The sequence below is a fragment of the Sphingomonas radiodurans genome (assembly GCF_020866845.1).
GTDB lineage: Bacteria > Pseudomonadota > Alphaproteobacteria > Sphingomonadales > Sphingomonadaceae > Sphingomonas > Sphingomonas radiodurans.
Genome location: NZ_CP086594.1, coordinates 1,646,057 through 1,665,123 on the forward strand (window position 1 = coordinate 1,646,057; position 19,067 = coordinate 1,665,123).

The following is a 19,067-nucleotide window of genomic DNA, read 5'->3' on the forward strand; positions in this document are numbered from 1 at the left end:
ATCTGATCAATCAATCGTCCACCGGGCCGAAGCCACGCTTCCAGATCAGCATCGTCCGCTTGAACGTGCACACGACATCACCGTGCTGATTGACGCCTTTGGTATGCACGGTGACGATGCCCTGCTCGGGCCGCGAGCTCGACTCGCGTTTCTCCAGCACTTCGCTTTCGGCGTACAGCGTATCGCCGGGGAACAGCGGGGCAGTCAGCCGGATCTCGTCCCAGCCCAGGTTCGCGACCGCCTTCTGGCTGAGATCCGACACGCTCATGCCGACCATGAGCGCGACCGTCAGCGGCGAGCAGACCAGCGGCTTGCCGAACTCCGTCTTGCGGGCGAACTCGTAATCGAAGTGCGCCGGGTGCGTGTTCATCGTCAGCAGCGTGAACCAGACGTTGTCGGCATCGGTGATCGTCCGGCCTGGCCGGTGTTCGTAGATGTGGCCGACGACGAAATCCTCGTAGGCGCGGCCGAACACCTCGCGGAACCGGCCGGGTGAGACTTCCCTTGTCCCCTCACGCATTCTTTCTGCTCCCCTGATGGTCTGACTGGGCGAGGATGCGGTTCAGCCGGCGCATCACTGGCGCCTCCAGCATCCGGCCGTTGAAGCGAATGGCACCCCCGCCTGCGGCTGCGAACGCGGCGACCGCCGCGCGTGCGTCGGCCACTTCCGCGGCGGTCGGGCGCAATATGCCGTTGATGGTGTCGATCTGCGTCGGATGGATCGCAGCCTTCGCTTGAAACCCCATCGCCTTGGCGCGGCGCGTTTCCTCGGCGAGGCCCTCGGCGTTCGCAAGGTCGATGAACGGCACGTCGATCGCGGGCTTGCCCGCCTCCGCACAGCCGAGCAGGAAAGCGCCACGGGCCGCCAGCAGCGGCTCCCAGGCAAGCTCGACGCCAAGCTCGGCAGACATGTCGCCCCCACCGAACATCACGGCAGCCACCGAAGGCTCGCTCGCGATGCGTGCGGTTTGGCGCAGTCCGGCGGGCGTTTCGATCAGTGGGACGAGCGCGACGCCCGGCAGTATGCTCGCCACGATTCGCACGTCGGCGGCGGATGCGATCATCGGCAGCAACAACAACGCTGGTCGATGAGGATGATCGACCAGCGCAAGCAAGTCGCGCAGGCCCTCGACCGTACCGATCGAGTTGATCCGCAGACACAGGCGCGGCGAGGCATCGAGTGCCGCAATTGCATTCACACGAGCCGCCGCCTTCGCCGCCGCGGGCACCGAATCCTCGAGATCGATGCACACCACGTCGGCATCGCTGTCCAGCGCCCGCACGATTCGCGTCGGCGTCGCGGCCGATACGAACAGAAGCGACGAGAGAAAGGCTGCGGACAAGGTTCCACCCCGATTGGCTAGACCATAGAGTTGTCCGGACAATATGGTTTGGTCAAGATATTTCTACGGCACACGCGAACTTGTCGCCTCAAGGCAGGTGATTGGCGCTGCAGGTGCCACCGAAACGGACAAAAGCCGTTTGATATGAATGGTATAGTGCCGCTTGATCGAAGCGGAGTCGATAAGGATCGTGGATTATCAAACGGCGATCCGTACCGCAAAGAGCTGATTTTCGAGTGTCTTCGAAGTGTCAATTTTGGCGCTTGACAAGCCAAGGCATAAACGAGAACTTGTCCGGACAAATAGAACAAACTGCCGCAGGGGATCTTGTTCAGAACCTTAGGGGGAATAGGTCATGAGATTGAAGCTTCTCGCGTCTGCCAGCGTATTGTGCGCCGTCTGCGCGACTCCAGCCTGGTCGCAAACCGCCGCGTCGGCGACGGCCACCACAGCCGCGGAAGCTCCCGCTCAGGCGTCAGACGGATCGGAAGGCGGTCTCTCGGATATCGTCGTTACCGCGCAGCGGCGTGTTGAAAGCGTACAGACGGTGCCGATCGCCATCTCTGCCTTCTCGGCCGAGGCGCTTCAGGAACGCGGCATCACGAACACGCTCGAGATCGCGCAATATGTGCCCAACATGGTGGCGCAGGCGAATACCGGGCTCGGGTCCGCCAACAGCTTCTACATTCGCGGCCTGGGATCGACGGAAACCGTCCCCACGTTCGATGCCCCCGTCGGCACCTATATCGACGATATCTACATCAGCCGCCAAAGCGCCAACAATTTGAGCCTGTTCGATGTCGAGCGCGTCGAAGTGCTGCGCGGCCCGCAGGGCACGTTGTTCGGCCGCAATACCACGGGCGGCGCGGTCAGCGTCATCATGGCGCAGCCCAAGTTCGGCGAGTTCGGCGGCTTCGCCGAGGTCGGCTATGGCGCGTACGACAAGAAGCTCGCGCGTGGTTCGGTCGATATCCCCCTCGCGCCGACCTTCTCGGCCAAGGTCAGCGGCTATTGGCAGGATGACGATGGCTATGTGCGCAACGTCACCACCGGTCAGCGCCTGAACGACGATGACGGCTGGGGCGTGCGCCTCGGCCTGCGCGGCGAGCTTAGCAGCAGCGTGCGCTGGCAGGGATCGTATGCGCACATCGTCGCGGATGGCGAGAATATCCTGAACTTCCCGTGCAATCCGCTCGCACCCACCGAGTGCAACGGGCGCTATTCCTCGACCGGCTATCGGGCGGGTGGATCGGCTGACACGTCGCCGTTCGCACCGCTCGTCATCTCGGGCCGCAAGGCGAACTACCTCAACGGCAATCACACGCAGAGCAATCTCGTCACGTCGAACTTCGCGATCGATCTGGCGGACAAGACAACGCTCACCTTCATCACGGGTTACGTGCGCCAGGCGCAGCAGTACGGCCTCGACTTCTACGACGGTCGCTCGGCACCGACGCTCGCCAACCCCAATCCGGCGATCTGGGGCGACCCGCAAGGCGGCTTCGTGATCCTCAACGACAGCTATGCCGATCAATTCAGCCAGGAAGTGAAGCTGGACGGCCAGTTGTTCGATGGCCGGATCGATTACGTCACCGGCTTCTACTACATCACCGAAACCAACCGTTCCGACTTCGCGGACGTCTTCAGTACCTCGCCGACCACGGCGTTGCTGCTCGCCGATCGGACGATGACCAACACGACCGAAGCCTATGCCGGCTATGCGCAGGCAGACTTCAATCTAAACGACGTGATCAAGCTGACCGCGGGCATCCGCTATACCGACGAAACGAAGACACTCGATTTCCGCGACAATCGCCCGCAGTGCGGCATCGTCAATCCGCTGCCCGCGACCTGCCTGTCGACGCCGAACCTGATCGCGGCGAATGGCGTGCGAATCCCGACCAGCCTGAACGCCAAGCTCTGGACCCCGCGGTTCGCGATCAACGTCACGCCGTCCGAGGATCTGCTGATCTTCGCCAGTGCCACGCGCGGGTTCAAGTCGGGCGGCTGGGCGGCACGCGTCAGTTCACCTGCGAACGCACTGCCCTTCGCGCCGGAAAAGGTGTGGAGTTACGAAGCAGGGGTGAAGTCGCAATTCTTCAACAACCGCGTTCGCGCCAACGTGACCGCCTATTGGATGGATGTCAGCGATCTCCAGACGCCAGCGGGCCTGGTGTCGCCGACCGGTGCGGTGACGTTCATCACGCGCAACTTCGCGGATTATCGCAACCGCGGGATCGAGGCGGAGCTGACCTTCGCGCCGATCGACGGCATGAACCTGTTCGTCAACGGCGGGTTTCAGGACGACGAGTACATCATCGACGCCAATGCACCGGCGCTCGATGAGTTCGGCACGCGATCGGTGGCGTCGCAACAGGCGTTATGCCTCGCGACGATCGCGGCCGGCGCCGTTGGCGGCGGTCCGGGCACGACGGGTGTGTGCGGTGCAGGCATCGTGACGACGCAGGGCGGCATCGCCAAGCCCGTCCGGACCCCCGATTTCACCTTGTCGCTCGGCGCCAGCTACGAAATACCATTCGGTTCGCTCGCACTCGTGCCGACGGTAAGCGCCAATTATCGCTCGGAACAGGAAGTCCAGTCCGCCAACGTGACCTACTATCAGGGCGCGGTATCGGGCACCAACGGCAGCTTCACCATCAACCCCAATGGAGGCGATATCCTTGTCGGCTCGCGCTCGCCGGGCTTCTGGCAGGTGAACGCCGGATTGACACTGAACGGCCCGGATCGCGCCTGGCAGCTGTCGGTGACCTGCACCAACTGCCTCGACGATTACGCCGCCAATACGTATCTGGGATATAACTACATCAATCCGCCGCGCGCCTGGCTGGCACGTCTGCGCTACAACTTCGGTCGGTGATCGATACCATGGCAACCTCCGCCGCGCAGCAGGGCACAGTCTCCGCCCCGTCCGAGTTCCAGCTCGGCGGGCGGGTGCTCGCGGCGGCGCTGCTGGGGACGGCGTGCGGCGCATCGCCATTGCCGTTCAATGTGCTGCCGCTGGTCATGGGCCCGATCCACGCCGAATATGGCTGGGATTTCGCCCAGATCAGCGTCGGCATGACGATCTTCGGCACGAGCGCCTGTCTGCTGGCCCCGTTCATCGGTGGCCTGGCAGACCGGATCGGCGTGCGGACGGTTGCCTTATGGTCGTTGCTCGCATTCGGGCTGGTCTTCGGATCCTTCTATTTCGTGCCCGGCACCTTGGCCGGCTGGTACGGCTTCTGGCTGCTGCTCGGCGTCATCGGGATCGGCTCGACCCCGGTCACCTGGAGCCGGGCAGTCAGCATGTGGTTCACGCGCCACCGCGGATTGGCGCTCGGCATGATGTTGCTCGGGACCAGCCTTGCCGCGATCGTGGTGCCGCAGATCGCCAACCGCGCGATCGCGGTGGGCGGTTGGCGGCTCGCCTTCCCGGCGGTGGCGCTGCTGCCGCTGCTGCTCGCGTTGCCGGTGACCTATCTGTGGTTTCGCGAGCCGCGCCCCGGCGAAGTCGCCGCAGCAGCGCTCACCGCAGACGGCGAGGTCGAAGGGCTCACGCTGGCCCAGGCGGTGCGCGGCTATCGCTTCTGGATGCTGATCGGATCGATCATATTGGTCTCGATCGCTTATGGCGGCGCGCACATCCACATGGCGCAGATCGTCGCCTTGCACGGCTTTACCGCCGCCACCGGCGCGAGCGTGTTGGGGATCGTGGCGCTGGGTATTCTGGCAGGGCGCGTGCTCGTCGGCCTGCTGTTCGACCGGGTCTGGGCGCCGGGTGTCGCCTTCGCGTCGATGCTGCTGCCAGCGGTGGCGTGCAGCTTGCTGATGGGCACGGGCAACAGCCTGCAGATGTTGATGACCGGCGCCTTCCTGCTCGGCTTTGCCGCAGGCGCGGAATCGGACGTCATCGCCTTCCTCACTGCGCGCTATTTCGGGATGCGCCACTACGGCCGCATCTACGGCATGCTCTACATGCCGTTCGGGATCGGATCGGGCATCTCGCCGATCCTGTATGGCGCCGTGCGTGATCGCACCGGCAGCTATGACGCGATGCTGATCGCGGCGATCTTCATGTTCGCAGCGGGCGGGGCGATGCTCCTGACGCTCGGACGCTACCCCAATCTTGGAGACCAGCGTGGCCACCAGACTGTCTGAACCGACCGCGATCGACACCGTCGCCGCCGCGGTCGGCGCCGACCTGATCGTCACCGACGAGCGCGAGCGCGCGCTCTACGGGCAGGATATCTTCAGCGTCGGGCGCCCGCCCGCCGGGATCTTCCGCCCGCGTGATATCGAGACCTTGTCGCGCGGCATCGCCGCGGCTGCTGCCGCGGGGCTGACGATCGTGCCGCGCGGCGGCGGGATGAGCTATACCTCGGGCTATCTTCCAGCGGAGGCTGGCGCGCTCGTGATCGACGTATCCGGCATGGATCGCATCCTGTCGGTGAACGCAGACGACATGACCGTCACGGTCGAGGCGGGCTGCACTTGGGCCAAATTGTACGAGACGCTGCACCCGCTGGGTCTGCGCCCGCCCGTCTGGGGGACACTTTCGGGGCTGATCGCCAATGTCGGCGGCGGCATGAGCCAGAGCGGCGTGTTCTGGGGCGCCGCACGCGGGCCGATCGTGTCGAGCGCGCTATCGTTCGACGTCGTGCTGGCCGATGGGCGCATCGTGCGCACCGGCAATCCGGGGATGCGGCCGTTCGGCCCCGACGTGACCGGGATCTTCGCGGGTGACTGCGGCGCCTTCGGGATCAAGGCGCAGATCACGTTACCGCTGATCCGCGAGGCCAAGGCACTCGCTTACGGCAGCTACGCGTTCGACGATGCCGCAGCGTTCATCGGTGCCACGAGCGAGATCGCGCGCGCCGGGCTTGCCACCGAAATCTTCGGTTTCGATCCGTTCCTGCAGGCGCAGCGGATGAAGCGCGAGAGCCTGGCCAAGGACGCCAAGGCGCTGGTTGGCGTGATGAAGTCGCAGGGCGGCTTCTGGAAGGGGTTGAAGGAAGGCGCAAAGATCGTCGCCGCCGGCCGCTCGTTCCTCGACGAAGCCGGCTTCTCGGTCCACACCATCTGCGAGGGACGCAACCAGGCCGCGGCGGATGCCGATCTCGAGGCGATCAACGCCATCGTGAAGGCGGCGGGCGGTCGTCCGGTCGAGAATACCATCCCCAAGGTAATGCGTGCGAACCCGTTCCCCAACGTCAATTCGATGGTCGGGCCGCAGGGCGAACGCTGGGTGCCGACGCATGGTGTATTGCGCCACAGCAAGGCATTGCCGACGCTGAATGCGATCATCGCGCTGTACGAAAAGCATCGCGAGGCGATGGAGCGGCTCGACATCGGTGCCGGCTATCTGTTCCTCACGATGGGGACGACCAGCTTCCTGATCGAGCCGGTGTTCTTCTGGCCCGATCAGCTCGAGCAGGCGCACGAGCGCGCGATCGAACCTGGGCATTTCGCCAAGTTGACGCGCTTCCCGGTAAATCCCGAAGGGCGTGCGCTCGTCGAGACGCTACGTGCCGGGCTGATGGAGATCTTCGGCGAGGTGGAGGCCGGGCATTTCCAGATCGGCCGGTCCTATCCGCTGAAAGCACGCAGCGATCCCGGCGCGTGGGACGTGCTGGAGGCCGTGAAGCGCGCGGTCGATCCCGATCATCGCATGAACCCGGGTTCGCTCGGCTTGTGACGACGCCCGCCCCCTTCGCCGCGATCGCACTCCAGCTGACCGCACGGTCGGTCGAGGATTGCGCCACGCGCGAGGCGGTGGCGGAAAGCATGGCCGCGACGATCGACGACACGGCGCGGAAGCTGCGTGCGTCCTGCGTGTTCGTCGAACAATATGGCGGCACGCGCGTGCGGCTGGCCGTGCTGCCCGAATATTGGATGACGAGTTATCCGGGGCGGATCGGGGTTGCGGCATTCGCGCAGAAAGCCGCGATCGACATGGACGGCGCGGAGTATGAACAACTCGGCCGGATCGCGCTGGCGCAGGATCTGTTCCTCGCCGGCAATGCTTATGAGCGCGACCCGGCCTTCCCCGGCCTGTATTTTCAGACCAGCTTCGTCGTCGCACCGACGGGCGCGGTCGTGCTGCGCTATCGGCGGCTTAACTCGATGTTCGCGCCGACGCCGCATGACGTATGGACCGCCTATCTCGACCGTTACGGGATCGACGGCGTGTTCCCCGTGGCGACAACCGAAATCGGGCGCATCGCTGCGATCGCATCGGAAGAGATCCTGTATCCGGAAATCGCCCGCGCGCATGCGTTGCGCGGGGCGGAGATTTTCGTTCATTCCTCCTCGGAAATCGGCGCGCCGATCGCCACGCCGAAGGCCATCGCGCGACGTGCGCGCGCGTTCGAGAACAGCGCCTATGTCGTGTCGGCCAACACCGCCGGGATTGCCGGAACGGCGATGCCGGGGGCGTCTGCGGACGGCAATTCGCAGGTCGTCGATTACAAGGGCCACGTGCTCGCGGAAGCAAATTCGGGCGAGACGTTCACCGCCTTCGCCGATCTCGATGTGGCGGCGCTTCGCGCGCATCGGCGAAAGCCCGGCATGACCAATCAACTGGCGCGCCAGCGGCTGGAGCTGTTCGCGCCGATCTATTCCGGCCGCGTGGTGCAGCCCGCCGATAGCCTGATCGCGCGCGACGGTGCGCTCCGTATTCCCGATCGGGAGCATTTCGCGCGCGTCCATGCCGGCGTGATCGAACGGTCCGCGAAGGAGGGTCTGATATGAAGCACGATGTTCCCCCACCCTATACCGCCGTCACGCGACACGCAGTGTTTCCGGAGGCCAGCCACGACGAGGCGGCGCGCTTCGATTTCCTCGCCAATCTGAACAAGTACATTTCCGGCAGCATCGGTGCGGGCAACAAGCGCGCCTACGACACGCGCGTGCTGCCCGCCTTCCGGGCCGAGCACGGCCGCGATCCGGCGGACCGGTTCGAGATCCGTCGGGCGATGAACAAGGATCCCTGGCACCTGTTCTGGTCCGCGCTGAAGCGCAATTCGATGGAGATGCGCCAGCAGAACGGCCGCCAGATGGCGCTGCGCCAGATGGACGAGCTCGACGCAAGGGTGCGCCAGTTCAACGAGGGCCGCGAGACGCTCGATCTGGACCCGGCGGTCACGACGCCGCGCTATCAGGCGGCGGTCGATATCCACTGCATGCCCGGCAGCTATCACGGTGAGGATCGGCCGGGCGACGTTTCGGCAGGCGCCAATTACGATGCCGGCATCTTCGCCACCACCGCCGGCGGGCTGGGTGCGCTGTCGGACGGCGGCGGGCAGGCGCTGGTCGAGTGGATCAGGCGCGAGCGGCCGGGCTGGACGCCGCGTCGCATCCTCGACCTGGGATGCACGGTGGGCCACAATATCGTGCCGCTGGCGCTCGCCTTTCCCGACACCGAAGTGATCGCAATCGACACCGCCGCGCCGTCGTTGCGCTACGGCCACGCCCGAGCGCAGGCGCTGGGGGCGCGCAACCTGCGCTTCGTGCAGATGAACGCCGAGGACATGAGCCGCTTCGACGACGGCCATTTCGATTGGGTGCAGACCACGATGTTCCTGCACGAACTGTCGGGCACCGCGCTGCCGCGCATCATCCGCGAGGGATATCGCGTGCTCGCCCCCGGCGGGCTGATGTTCCACCTCGAGCAGCCCGAATATTCGGACGAGATGCCGCTGTACGAACAGTTCATCCGCGATTGGGACGCGTTCAACAACAACGAGCCGTTCTGGTCCGCGATGCATGCGCTGGACATGAAGGAACAGATGATCGCGGCGGGCTTCGCGCCCGAGAGCCTGTTCACCAGCGGCGTGCGTGCCGTCGTCGATACCGACGTCTTCCCCGAAGCGAAATCGGGCGCGGACGAGGATCATGGCCGGGCGGCCTATTGGCACGCTTATGGCGCGTGGAAGGCCGCATAGGCGGACTTCGCACTAACCGGAAGAACACGGCGCGCGTGCGGACCTGCACGCGCGACAGGAGACAGATGTGAGCGACGACCCCCTCGACTGGATCGCCTTGGCCGGCAAGCGCGCCAAGGGAAAGCGGCCCGACTATTTCGCCGATCCCGCGACCGATCGGCTGCTGTCGATCGTGATGGCGCTGGTCGGCGAAGTGTCGGTCCAGCGGCAACGCGGAGACACGCTCGAACGGCTGCTGGCCGCCAAGGGTATCGTCACGCCCGAAGAGATCGAGGGCTTCGTGCCTGATCGTGCCGCCGCCGAGGAGCGCGGAGTGGCGACCAAGGCGTATATCGCGCGCGTGATGCGCGGCGTGCAGCAGGCGATGGAAGCGATGGCGGTCGAGGAAAAGCCGGTCGAACAGGTCAGCGAGGAGTTGAAGACGCTATGATGCCCCACCGCCAGGTTCGCGGAAAGATCCGCTACACGTCCAAGAAGCCCGAGATGCTCGATCAGGAACGCGGCCGCGAATGGTTCGCCTTCACGCACCACGGCGACGGATCGACCATCCTGCGCGCGCAATGCGAGATCGAGGAGCCCGCACCGACGGTGCTGCGCGACATCATCTACTCGGTCGGCCCCGACGGCAGCCCGCGCAATCTGCATGTCCATCTAACGGTGGGCGACACCTTCATGGGCTCGGGCTGGTTCGACGTGAAGGCGGGCCCCGACGGCGGCATCATCGAGTGCGAGAGCTTCGGCCCGAGCATCGGCCGGCTGTCGCAGGTCGTGCGGTTCGATGGCGCGATCGACGCGCTGGGAACGCATCCGATCATCGCCGACGCGTTCACCACGCGCTGCATGGACCTGTCGAAGGGGCCGCACCGCCGCACGATCCGCGCGTATCTGCCCTCCCCCGATCACCGCGGCGCGACCCCGCCAATGGCGGTCGAGGTGAAGATCGACCTGGAATATGTCGGCGAGGAAAGTGTGACGGTTACTGCCGGCACCTTTGCCTGTCGCCACTTCCGTTTCGTCGATGCGTCCGACGGCGGCATGGGCGGCACGACTCATCCGCATTACGATTTGTGGGTGACGGCGGATGCGGACTCGATCTTCGTCCAGGGCGGCGTCGGCGGCTACATGCAGACGTGGTATGAACTGGTCGAGCTCGACCGGTAATCGCGCCGCCGCGCGTTTGGCATCCCTATCGTAACCGAACAGCCCCCGCCCGCTGATCGCGGGCGGGGAGCAGGGTCATCGCCGTGCGCCCCACGCATCGACGATCGCGTCGCCCGGCGCGACGAATGCTTCGGAACGTCCCGCAAGATCGGAGATCAGCGCCTCGATCGCGTCGATCCGGTACGGCAGCGCCGAAATGTACGGCGTCAGGTGGATCGGCAGCAGCCGCGCATGATCCTGCCCCGCTTCGCCCGCCAGCCAGTCGAAGGCGTCGCGCAGCTGTTGTGCGTAGCTGTCGGCGGATTGCTGTTGCACGGTGATCACTTGCCGATCGGACAGTTCGTGGTTGAGCGGCAGGTTCACCAGCCCGTTGGTGAAGCGGTACGGGAGTTCGTCGTTCACCCAGTCGCAGCAATAATCGACGCCGGCTTCCTTCAGCAGGTCGGGCGTGTTCCAGCTCTGCGACCTTGCGATAGAGAGCCAGCCGCGCGGGCGCTTGCCCGCGGCCCGCTTGATCGTGTCGAGTGACCGCGCGATCAGCGCGCGTTCCTCTTCAATCGGCAAGCCGGTGGCGATCGTGCCGTTCATGTCGGTCGAATGCGCGATGATCTCGTGGCCCGCCGCGACGATGTCGGCAATGATGTCGGGATAGCGTTCTGCGATCGCGGCGTTGGTCGCGATCGACGCGGTGACGCCCGCGTTCGCGAAGGCGTCGAGCAGGCGGTAAAAGCCGACCCGCGTGCCATATTCGCGCGCGGTGTAATGCCGGTAATCGGGATAGGGCGTGACCATATGGCCCGGCGCACGGAACGGCACGTCGGCCGGGGTCAGCGGAAACCACTCCAGGCTGACGCAGAACCAGACAGCAACGCCCTTGTCGCCCGGCCAGCGCAGCGGTGGACGATCAGCGATCACGGACCAGGGATAGATCTCGTGGTCATACCCCAACCGGCGCTTGGGATAGGTGAGATACGCTGGATCGAGGCTCATGCGGCGTCTCCCGGTTGCTGCGCACGCCATGCATCGACGATCTCTCCGGCGCGCGCGATCCACGCGCGGCCGTCGGCGGCGATATGCTCCAGCACGCGCTCGAACGCCGCGATCCGATGCGGCTGCCCGATCAGATAGGCGTGCAGCGGAATGCACATCACCGTGCCCGAGCGTGCGCCCTCGCTGGCGAGCCGCTCGAACTGGCGGATTAGCGTATCGGCATAGTCGCGCGGCGACATGTTGTAGACGAAGAAGCCGTAATGGTCGTTGACCTCGAGGCTGTAGGGGATCGACGCGAGCTGCCCGCTCTTCACCTTCACCGTGCCGACCTGATCGTCGTGATACAGGTCGCAGGTGTAATCGAGGCCGTATTCGGCGATCAAATCCAGCGTGCGCGGCGTGTGCGTCAGCGCGGGCGCCAGCCAGCCGCGGATTCGTTGCCCGGTCGCGGCCTGCACCGTCGCGATGGAGTCTTCGATGATCGCGCGTTCCTGCGCCTCGTCCATGCCATAGGCGTAGCGCGTGTTGTAAATGCCGTGGCTGAAGAACTCCCAGCCGCGCCGCGCGCCGTCCTCGACCACCGCCGGATGATGCTGACACAGAGCGACCGACAGCGACACCGAGCCGGGGAAGCCGTTGCGGCTCATCGCCTCCGCCATCCGCCAGTGCGACACGCGGTTGGAATGATCGCGATGGCTATAGCCGACCGCATCGGGATGCGGCGTCGTCCAGCTCTTGCGATGCGGATTGGCGGGCGGGTCGATCTCGTAATATTCGAGATTGGGCGCGACCCAGACCGCGACCGTCTTCCCCGCCGGCCACACGATGCGCGGGCGATCGCGATAGCGTTGAAAGTCGTACAGGGCCGGGTCGGCGACCGGGGCGGCCTCAACCACGGCGCGCCTCCAGCCATGCGATGACGGTCTGCACGGGTTCGACGTCGGCATATTTGAGCTGCAGGTCGGTCAGGTTCGCGAAATGGTAGCTCGCGTGCTTGTCGGCGCAGGTTTCGATCGGGACGATCGTGCGATACCCGCGGCTGAGGCTATCGACTGCGGTCGCGCGGACGCATCCCGACGTCGACCCGCCTGTCACCACGACGGTGTCCACCTTGTGCCACACCAACAGGCTTTGCAGCGGCGTTTCGAAGAATGCCGAGGGCATCCGCTTGGTGTAGATCGCGTCCTTCGCATGATCGATGTCGCAGCGATCGTCGAAGGCGTGGCGGCGGCTGCCTTCCTTGATATTCTGCAAGCTGTCGGGCGTATCGGTGCGCGTGCCCCACACACCGGCATCGCTGGCGTCGGCCATATAAGCGACATGCGTCCAGATCACCGGCATGCCGCAAGCGCGCGCCAGCCGCGAGATCGTGTTCACATGCGCGATCTGATCGGGATCGGTTTCGTAGGCCGTCTTGAACTCGTCGATCCGCGTATAGGCGTTCTGAAAATCGACATTCACGATCGCGAGCTTCTCGCCGAAGCCGAATTTCGCACGCGCGGGATTGGACATCACGTCCTCGAAGATCTGACGCGCGGTTCGACCGTCGTCGATCATGTGAGTGCCGATGATTTCGCCCATGCGTGCCTCCTGCTCGATGCGCCAAGCATGCCCGACGCAAAAAGGACTTGTCTAGTTGAATTTGTCCGGACAAGTTGTGCGCATGACGATCACCCGCCACTTCGTTGATGTCGGCACGCGACGAGTCCATTATCGCCGCGCCGGAGCCGGCCCGGTGCTGCTGATGGTGCATCAGAGTCCGCGATCCTCGGCGGAATATGCGCCGCTGATGCGCGATTGGTCGCGCCACTTCACCTGCATCGCACCCGATTCGCCGGGCTTCGGGCAATCAGATCCGTTCGCGGATCTCGACGCTTCGATCGAGGCATTCGCGGACGGGCTGGTGGCGTTTCTCGACGCGCTGGGCATCGATCGGGTCGCGGCCTACGGCTTCCATTCCGGCGGCATCATCCTAGTCAACGCGTTGAAGCGGCACCCGTCGCGGTTCACTGCGCTGGCGATCGGCGGCTATGCGATCTGGACGCCGGAGGAGCGCCGGATCTTCTCGGACGGCTATCTGCCACCGTTCCGGCCGCAGCCGTATGGCGAGCATCTGACCTGGGCGTGGAACCGCGTGCTGGAGCAGACCTGGTTCTTCCCATGGTTCGCAGTGGAGCCCGCGACTCGCATGTCGGTGGCGCACGACGATCCGGTGCGCGTCGATGCGACGATCCGCGACCTGCTCGATTCGGGCGATGCCTATCGCACCGGTTACGGCGCGGTGCTCCGTGCCGCGCGTGACATACCTGCACCCGGCGAACCGACCGCGCCGGTGCTGATAACGGCCAGCACGGGCGATCCGCTGCAGGACCATATCGACCGGCTCGGCACGCTCCCGCCCCAATGGTCGGCATGCAAGGTGGCGACACCCGACGAGCATCAGCAAGTGAGCGTCACCTATCTGGCGCAATTCGCGTTGGCTGGGCCGGATCGTTTGGGCGAGGCCGCGGACGAAGGGTTCTTCCGGATATCGGTGCCGGGCTATGACGGGCTGATCCATTGGCGCGGCTCACGCGGCGCACCCTTGACGATCCACGGACCGGGCCGGGGGCTGGAACTGCTGCCCGAGGCGGCGCTAGCGATCGACCTGCCGGGACACGGCCTTTCCGATCCTTGGCCGGGCGAGCCACCCGTCGATGCCGCGTCATGGACCAGAGTGATCGAGGCGGCGGCCGAGGTGCTGGACGCGCGTGACGTGGTTTACGAGGCGATGCCGGTGGGTGACCCGGATCGCCTGTTTCCCGATTTTCAGCCCGATCGTTTCGGCGCTTATCTCACCCGCGCCTGGGGAATCGTGCGCGCCGGGCATCTATTCTCGCCGTGGTACGAGGCGAAGGCGGAGAATGCGATTGCGTTCGCGCCGGCCGATCTCGCCCCGGACCAACTCGCCATCGAGCATCGCGCGCTCATCCGCTCGAGCGCCGCGCGCGAATGGCTGATCGCTCGTCGTCAGCAGGAGGAATGATCATGGGAATACGTGAAGCGATGCCGTTGCTCGCTCGGCACGAGGGCGTGTGGGACGGGATCTACATCCATTACAATCAGGCCGGCGAGAAGATCGACGAACACACCTCGCGCCTGCTGTGCCGCGTGGACGAGGACAGCGCGCATCCTTACCATCAGACCAACTTCTACACCTGGGCCGACGGCCGCACCGAAACCCGCGACTTCCCCGCCGACTTTCGCGACGGCCGCATCTGGTGGGACAATGAGCTGATCGTTGGCTGGGCCGCGGAGGTCGCGCTGGACGAGAAGAAGCGCACGCTGATGCTCTATTGGCAGCGTACCGGCGATCCCGACCTGTATCTTTACGAGATGATCCAGCTCTCCGACGCGGGCGATTACCGCTGCCGCACGTGGCATTGGATCCGGGGCGGCGAAATCGCGAGTCGGACGTCGATCGAGGAGCGGCTCGTCTCGCGCGACTGGCGCGGGATCGAAGCGGCGATGGAGACAAAGGCTGCCTGAGCCGCGCACCCTGTTCGACAAGCTGTGGGAACAGCATCGCATCGCGCATCTCGACGGTGAGGACTTGATCGCGATCGACCGCGTCTTCCTGCATGAACGCACCGGTGCGGTGGCGCTGCGGTCGCTCGCGGCAAGCGGGCGGCGTGTGGCCGATCCTGCGCGCGTGTTCGCGGTGACCGACCACATCGTCGATACCCGCCCCGGTCGGACAGGCACGCTGATGCCCGGCGGCGATGCGTTCCTCTCCGCGACGCGCGAGGAAACGCGGGCCGCGGGAATCCGGCTGTTCGACGTGGACGATCCCGACCAGGGGATCGTCCACGTCATTTCCCCCGAGCTCGCGATCGTCCTGCCCGGAACGACATTGGTCTGCCCGGATAGTCACACGTGCAGCCAGGGTGCGCTGGGTGCGCTGGCCTGGGGCATCGGATCGACCGAGGCCGAACATGCGATGGCGACCGGCACGCTGCGGCTGGCTCGCCCCAAGACGACGCGCGTGACCTTCGATGGCGTGCTGGCGCCGGGCGTCACCGCGAAGGACATGGCGCTGACGCTGATCGCACGCTTCGGTGCAGGCGGCGGGCAGGGCCACGCGATCGAGTTCGCCGGGCCCGCGGTTCGCGCGCTCGACATCGAAGCGCGGCTCACCTTGTGCAACATGGCGACCGAATTCGCTGCCATGAGCGGCTTCGTCGCGCCTGACGCGAAGACGATCGCCTATCTCGAAGGACGCCGCTACGCCCCCACCGGCGCGGACTGGGATGCCGCCGTCGCGGCGTGGCGCGACTTGGTCAGCGACGAGGGCGCGCGCTTCGATCGGGAGATCGGAATCGACGCTGCCGACATCGCGCCGATGGTAAGCTGGGGGATCAGCCCGCAAAGCGCCGTGTGCGTCGATGATGCGGTGCCAGAGCTGCCCGATAGCGGGCTCGGCGTCGAGGGATATGCGCGTGCGCTCGACTATATGGGCATCGCGGCGGGCGATCGGCTGACACAGCTGCCGATCGATGTGGCGTTCATCGGCAGTTGCACCAACAGCCGCCTGAGCGATCTTCGCCGCGCCGCCGCCATCGTCGCGGGGCGCAACGTCGCGCCGGGCGTGAAGGCGCTGGTCGTGCCCGGCTCGTCTGCCGTGCGCCGTGCCGCGGAAGCCGAAGGACTCGATCGCATCTTCACCGATGCGGGCTTCGAATGGCGGATGAGCGGCTGCTCATTGTGCTTCTACGCCGGCGGCGAGGGCTTCGCGCCGGGATCGCGCGTCCTGTCGTCCACCAACCGCAATTTCGAGGGTCGGCAGGGGCCGGGCGTACGAACGCATATCGCGAGCCCGGAAACCGTCGCCGCCAGCGCGCTCGCCGGCCACATCGCCGATCCGCGTACGGTGTCGCGATGACTGCCTTTCCGCCCGTGCCGCGCGCCGAAGGGGTCGCCGCGCCGCTGTTGCGCGCGAATGTCGATACCGACGCGATCATTCCGTCGCGCGAGATCAAAGGCGTCGGCAAGACCGGGCTGGCGGACGGCCTGTTCGCGGCCTGGCGCTATACGGACCCCGTGGCACGCGTCGCCGATCCGGGCTTCGTGCTGAACGATCCGCGTTATGCGCATGCCCCAATCCTGCTGACGGGCGAGAATTTCGGCTGCGGATCAAGCCGCGAACATGCCGTCTGGGCGCTGCACGAATATGGCGTGCGCGCGGTGATCGCGCCTAGCTTCGCCCCGATCTTCCGCGGCAATTGCATCCGCAACGGCATCATTCCGGTAATGCTGGCGGAACCGATCGTGCGCGCGATCGCCGCAGCAGAGGGTTTGATTGCCGTCGACCTGATCGCCCGGCGGGTCGAGGCGGGCGATGCGTCCTATCCCTTCGAGATCGATGCGGAGGCCCGGGCGATGCTCGCCGAGGGCCTCGACGGCATCGACCTCACGATGCGCCACCGCGACGCTATCGCCGCCTTCCACGCCGCGGATCGTGCGGCGCGCCCCTGGATCTATCTGAGGCCACAGCCATGACCATCCTCATCAGTGAAGTCGGCCCGCGCGATGGGTTGCAGAGCATCGATCGAATCATGCCGCTTGCCGCGAAAAAGGCGTGGATCGCGGCCGAAGCCGCCGCGGGTGTGCGGGAGATCGAAGTCGGCAGTTTCGTGCCGGCGTTCCTGTTGCCGCAGATGGCCGACACCGCCGCGCTGGTCGCTTACGCCAACACGATCCCCGGCCTGAGCGTCGCGGCGCTGGTGCCCAATGCAAAGGGTGCGCAGCGCGCGCTGGCCGCAGGTGCGCGCAAATTGTCGATCCCGCTGTCCGCCTCGGAAACGCACAGCTTGAAGAACGTGCGTCGCACGCATGATCAGATGATCGCCGAGATCCAGGCCATCGCCGAGCTCGTCGCGGCATTGCCGGCGGACGAGCATGTCCACTTCGAGGTGGGCCTGTCGACTGCGTTCGGCTGCACGATCGAAGGCGCGGTGCCCGAAGACAAGGTGGTCGAACTCGCCGAGCGCGCGGTGGCGGCCGGTGCGGTCGAGGTCTGCCTGTCGGATACGACCGGCTATGCCGATCCCGCGCAGGTCCGCCGGCTGGTGCGCCGGGTGAAGGCGGCAGTTGGCGACGCACGCCTGAACAGCCTCCACCTTCACAACACCCGCGGCCTGGGCCTCGCGAATGCGCTCGCTGGGCTCAACGAAGGCATGACCACGCTCGACGCATCGCTCGGTGGACTGGGCGGATGCCCGTTCGCGCCGGGCGCATCAGGCAACATCGTCACCGAGGATTTGGCGTTCATGCTGCACGCGATGGGTTATGACACCGGCATCGATCTTGATGCGCTGATGAAGGTCCGCGAGATCGTCGCTGCTGCGCTGCCAGGCGAACCGCTGTACGGTTTCACCCCCGATGCGGGCCTGCCGCTAGGCCTCGATCGGCGTGCGGCATGACCAACCCACGCCCGCTCGCCGGCCTCACCGTCGTCGAATTCACCCACATGGTGATGGGGCCTGCAGCGGGTGCGATCCTCGCCTCGCTGGGGGCGGATGTCGTGCGCATCGAGCCGATCGGCGGCGATCAGACGCGCAACCTGCTGGGGTCGGGATCGGGCTATTTCCCGATGTACAACCGCCACAAGCAAAGCATCTGTCTCGATCTCAAGTCCGAGGACGGGATCGCCACGGCGCGATCACTGGTCGCGACGGCGGACATTCTCGTCGAGAATTTCCGTCCCGGTGCGCTCGACCGGCTGGGACTGGGCTACGATGCGCTGGCGCAGGATAATCCGCGGCTCGTCTATTGCTCGCTCAAGGGTTTCCTTCCCGGCCCGTACGAGGATCGCACCGCGCTTGACGAAGTCGCGCAGATGATGGGCGGGCTCGCCTATATGACTGGGCCGCCGGGTCGCCCGCTGCGCGCTGGTTCGAGCGTGATCGACGTTACGGGTGGCATGTTCGGCGTCATCGCGATCCTCGCCGCGGTCGAGGAGCGGCATCGCACGGGCCGCGGGCAGAAGGTGCAGGCCTCGCTGTTCGAGACGACCGCCTATCTGGTCGGCCAGCACATGGCGCAATATGCGGTGACCGGGAAACCGGCGGCCCCGATGCCGGCGCGTGTCTCGGCCTGGGCGATCTACGACGTGTTCGAGACGCGCGACGAACCCGTGTTCATCGGCGTCGTCACCGATGCGCTGTGGAAGAAGTTCTGCGCGCTGTTCGGCCTCGATCGTCTGTGGGCCGACGAGGGATTGCGGCGCAACAATGATCGTGTGCTCGCGCGTGATCGCCTGCTGCCGGAAATCCGCGCCCTGATCGCGACGTTCACTCGCGGCGAGGTAATCGCCCGGCTGGAGGGTTCCGGCCTGCCCTTCGCACCGATCGGCCGCCCCGAAGACATGTTCGATGATCCACACCTAGCGGCCGGCGGGCTCGAGCGGGTCGTGTTGCCGGACGGTCGGGAAACGCGGCTGCCGGCGTTGCCGATCGAGATGGACGGGAAGCGGCTAAGCCAGTGCTCGACGCTTCCCACGCCCGGCGCCGATGATGATGCGATCCGCGCCCGAATAAGCTAATCGATCCCATCCATCGGTTGTCGCCACCCTGCATCTGCGCCATGGGCA

Annotated in this window: 18 protein-coding genes; 13 read left to right on the forward strand and 5 right to left on the reverse strand. The window is 65.7% G+C overall.

Annotated elements, in window-relative coordinates:
• Positions 1-10: 10 nt before the first annotated feature.
• Entirely contained in the window at positions 11-520 is a 510-nt protein-coding gene (locus LLW23_RS07935) for a MaoC family dehydratase (RefSeq protein ID WP_228948239.1), read from the reverse strand.
• Positions 513-1,343: an HpcH/HpaI aldolase/citrate lyase family protein gene (locus LLW23_RS07940; RefSeq protein WP_228948240.1), complete on the reverse strand. Its 831-nt coding sequence runs from the start codon at positions 1,341-1,343 to the stop codon at positions 513-515. The genes LLW23_RS07935 and LLW23_RS07940 overlap by 8 nt, the downstream gene beginning before the upstream one ends.
• Before the next feature lie 355 nt (positions 1,344-1,698).
• Here LLW23_RS07940 and LLW23_RS07945 point away from each other — a divergent pair, with 355 nt between their 5' ends.
• The 7 genes from LLW23_RS07945 to LLW23_RS07975 all read left to right on the forward strand — a co-directional run bounded on the left by LLW23_RS07945 (position 1,699) and on the right by LLW23_RS07975 (position 10,447).
• A complete protein-coding gene (locus LLW23_RS07945; RefSeq protein WP_228948241.1) occupies positions 1,699-4,221 on the forward strand; it encodes a TonB-dependent receptor in 2,523 nt (840 codons plus the stop codon).
• Between the two features lie 8 nt (positions 4,222-4,229).
• Positions 4,230-5,501: an MFS transporter gene (locus tag LLW23_RS07950; protein WP_228948242.1), complete on the forward strand. Its 1,272-nt coding sequence runs from the start codon at positions 4,230-4,232 to the stop codon at positions 5,499-5,501.
• Positions 5,482-7,038, forward strand: a complete 1,557-nt coding sequence (locus LLW23_RS07955) for an FAD-binding oxidoreductase (protein ID WP_228948243.1) — start codon at positions 5,482-5,484, stop codon at positions 7,036-7,038. Before LLW23_RS07950 ends, LLW23_RS07955 begins: the two co-directional genes overlap by 20 nt.
• On the forward strand, positions 7,035-8,093 hold the full coding sequence (locus LLW23_RS07960) for a nitrilase-related carbon-nitrogen hydrolase (RefSeq protein ID WP_228948244.1): 1,059 nt from the start codon (positions 7,035-7,037) through the stop codon (positions 8,091-8,093). The genes LLW23_RS07955 and LLW23_RS07960 overlap by 4 nt, the downstream gene beginning before the upstream one ends.
• Positions 8,090-9,286 carry a class I SAM-dependent methyltransferase gene (locus LLW23_RS07965; protein ID WP_228948245.1) on the forward strand — a complete coding sequence of 399 codons (1,197 nt, stop codon included), beginning with the start codon at positions 8,090-8,092 and terminating at the stop codon, positions 9,284-9,286. Before LLW23_RS07960 ends, LLW23_RS07965 begins: the two co-directional genes overlap by 4 nt.
• A 67-nt stretch (positions 9,287-9,353) precedes the next feature.
• A complete protein-coding gene (locus LLW23_RS07970) occupies positions 9,354-9,716 on the forward strand; it encodes a hypothetical protein (protein ID WP_228948246.1) in 363 nt (120 codons plus the stop codon).
• Complete coding sequence (locus LLW23_RS07975; RefSeq protein ID WP_228948248.1) at positions 9,713-10,447, forward strand: hypothetical protein; 735 nt, start codon at positions 9,713-9,715, stop codon at positions 10,445-10,447. Before LLW23_RS07970 ends, LLW23_RS07975 begins: the two co-directional genes overlap by 4 nt.
• A gap of 75 nt (positions 10,448-10,522) precedes the next feature.
• Here LLW23_RS07975 and LLW23_RS07980 read toward each other — a convergent pair whose 3' ends face one another.
• From LLW23_RS07980 to LLW23_RS07990, 3 genes are read right to left on the reverse strand one after another with little or no spacing between them, the layout of a single operon-like run.
• Complete coding sequence (locus LLW23_RS07980) at positions 10,523-11,437, reverse strand: polysaccharide deacetylase family protein (protein WP_228948250.1); 915 nt, start codon at positions 11,435-11,437, stop codon at positions 10,523-10,525.
• Positions 11,434-12,333, reverse strand: a complete 900-nt coding sequence (locus LLW23_RS07985; protein WP_228948251.1) for a polysaccharide deacetylase family protein — start codon at positions 12,331-12,333, stop codon at positions 11,434-11,436. The genes LLW23_RS07980 and LLW23_RS07985 overlap by 4 nt, the downstream gene beginning before the upstream one ends.
• A complete protein-coding gene (locus tag LLW23_RS07990) occupies positions 12,326-13,018 on the reverse strand; it encodes an isochorismatase family protein (RefSeq protein ID WP_228948252.1) in 693 nt (230 codons plus the stop codon). The genes LLW23_RS07985 and LLW23_RS07990 overlap by 8 nt, the downstream gene beginning before the upstream one ends.
• A gap of 82 nt (positions 13,019-13,100) precedes the next feature.
• On the opposite strand from LLW23_RS07990, the gene LLW23_RS07995 reads away from it, so the two are divergent.
• Genes LLW23_RS07995 through LLW23_RS08020 form a run of 6 tightly spaced genes read left to right on the forward strand, consistent with a single transcriptional unit; the run spans position 13,101 to position 19,019 of the window.
• Entirely contained in the window at positions 13,101-14,462 is a 1,362-nt protein-coding gene (locus LLW23_RS07995) for an alpha/beta hydrolase (RefSeq protein WP_228948254.1), read from the forward strand.
• Positions 14,463-14,464: 2 nt separating this feature from the next.
• Positions 14,465-14,965 (forward strand): DUF3598 domain-containing protein, encoded by a 501-nt coding sequence (locus LLW23_RS08000; RefSeq protein WP_228948255.1) that lies wholly within the window; start codon positions 14,465-14,467, stop codon positions 14,963-14,965.
• Positions 14,958-16,358 carry a 3-isopropylmalate dehydratase large subunit gene (locus tag LLW23_RS08005; RefSeq protein WP_228948512.1) on the forward strand — a complete coding sequence of 467 codons (1,401 nt, stop codon included), beginning with the start codon at positions 14,958-14,960 and terminating at the stop codon, positions 16,356-16,358. Before LLW23_RS08000 ends, LLW23_RS08005 begins: the two co-directional genes overlap by 8 nt.
• The gene (gene leuD / locus LLW23_RS08010) at positions 16,355-16,975 is read left to right on the forward strand and encodes a 3-isopropylmalate dehydratase small subunit (protein ID WP_228948256.1); all 621 of its coding nucleotides are present in this window, start codon (positions 16,355-16,357) and stop codon (positions 16,973-16,975) included. The genes LLW23_RS08005 and leuD overlap by 4 nt, the downstream gene beginning before the upstream one ends.
• A complete protein-coding gene (locus tag LLW23_RS08015) occupies positions 16,972-17,898 on the forward strand; it encodes a hydroxymethylglutaryl-CoA lyase (RefSeq protein WP_228948257.1) in 927 nt (308 codons plus the stop codon). The genes leuD and LLW23_RS08015 overlap by 4 nt, the downstream gene beginning before the upstream one ends.
• Positions 17,895-19,019, forward strand: a complete 1,125-nt coding sequence (locus LLW23_RS08020; protein WP_228948259.1) for a CaiB/BaiF CoA transferase family protein — start codon at positions 17,895-17,897, stop codon at positions 19,017-19,019. The genes LLW23_RS08015 and LLW23_RS08020 overlap by 4 nt, the downstream gene beginning before the upstream one ends.
• Positions 19,020-19,067: the final 48 nt, after the last annotated feature.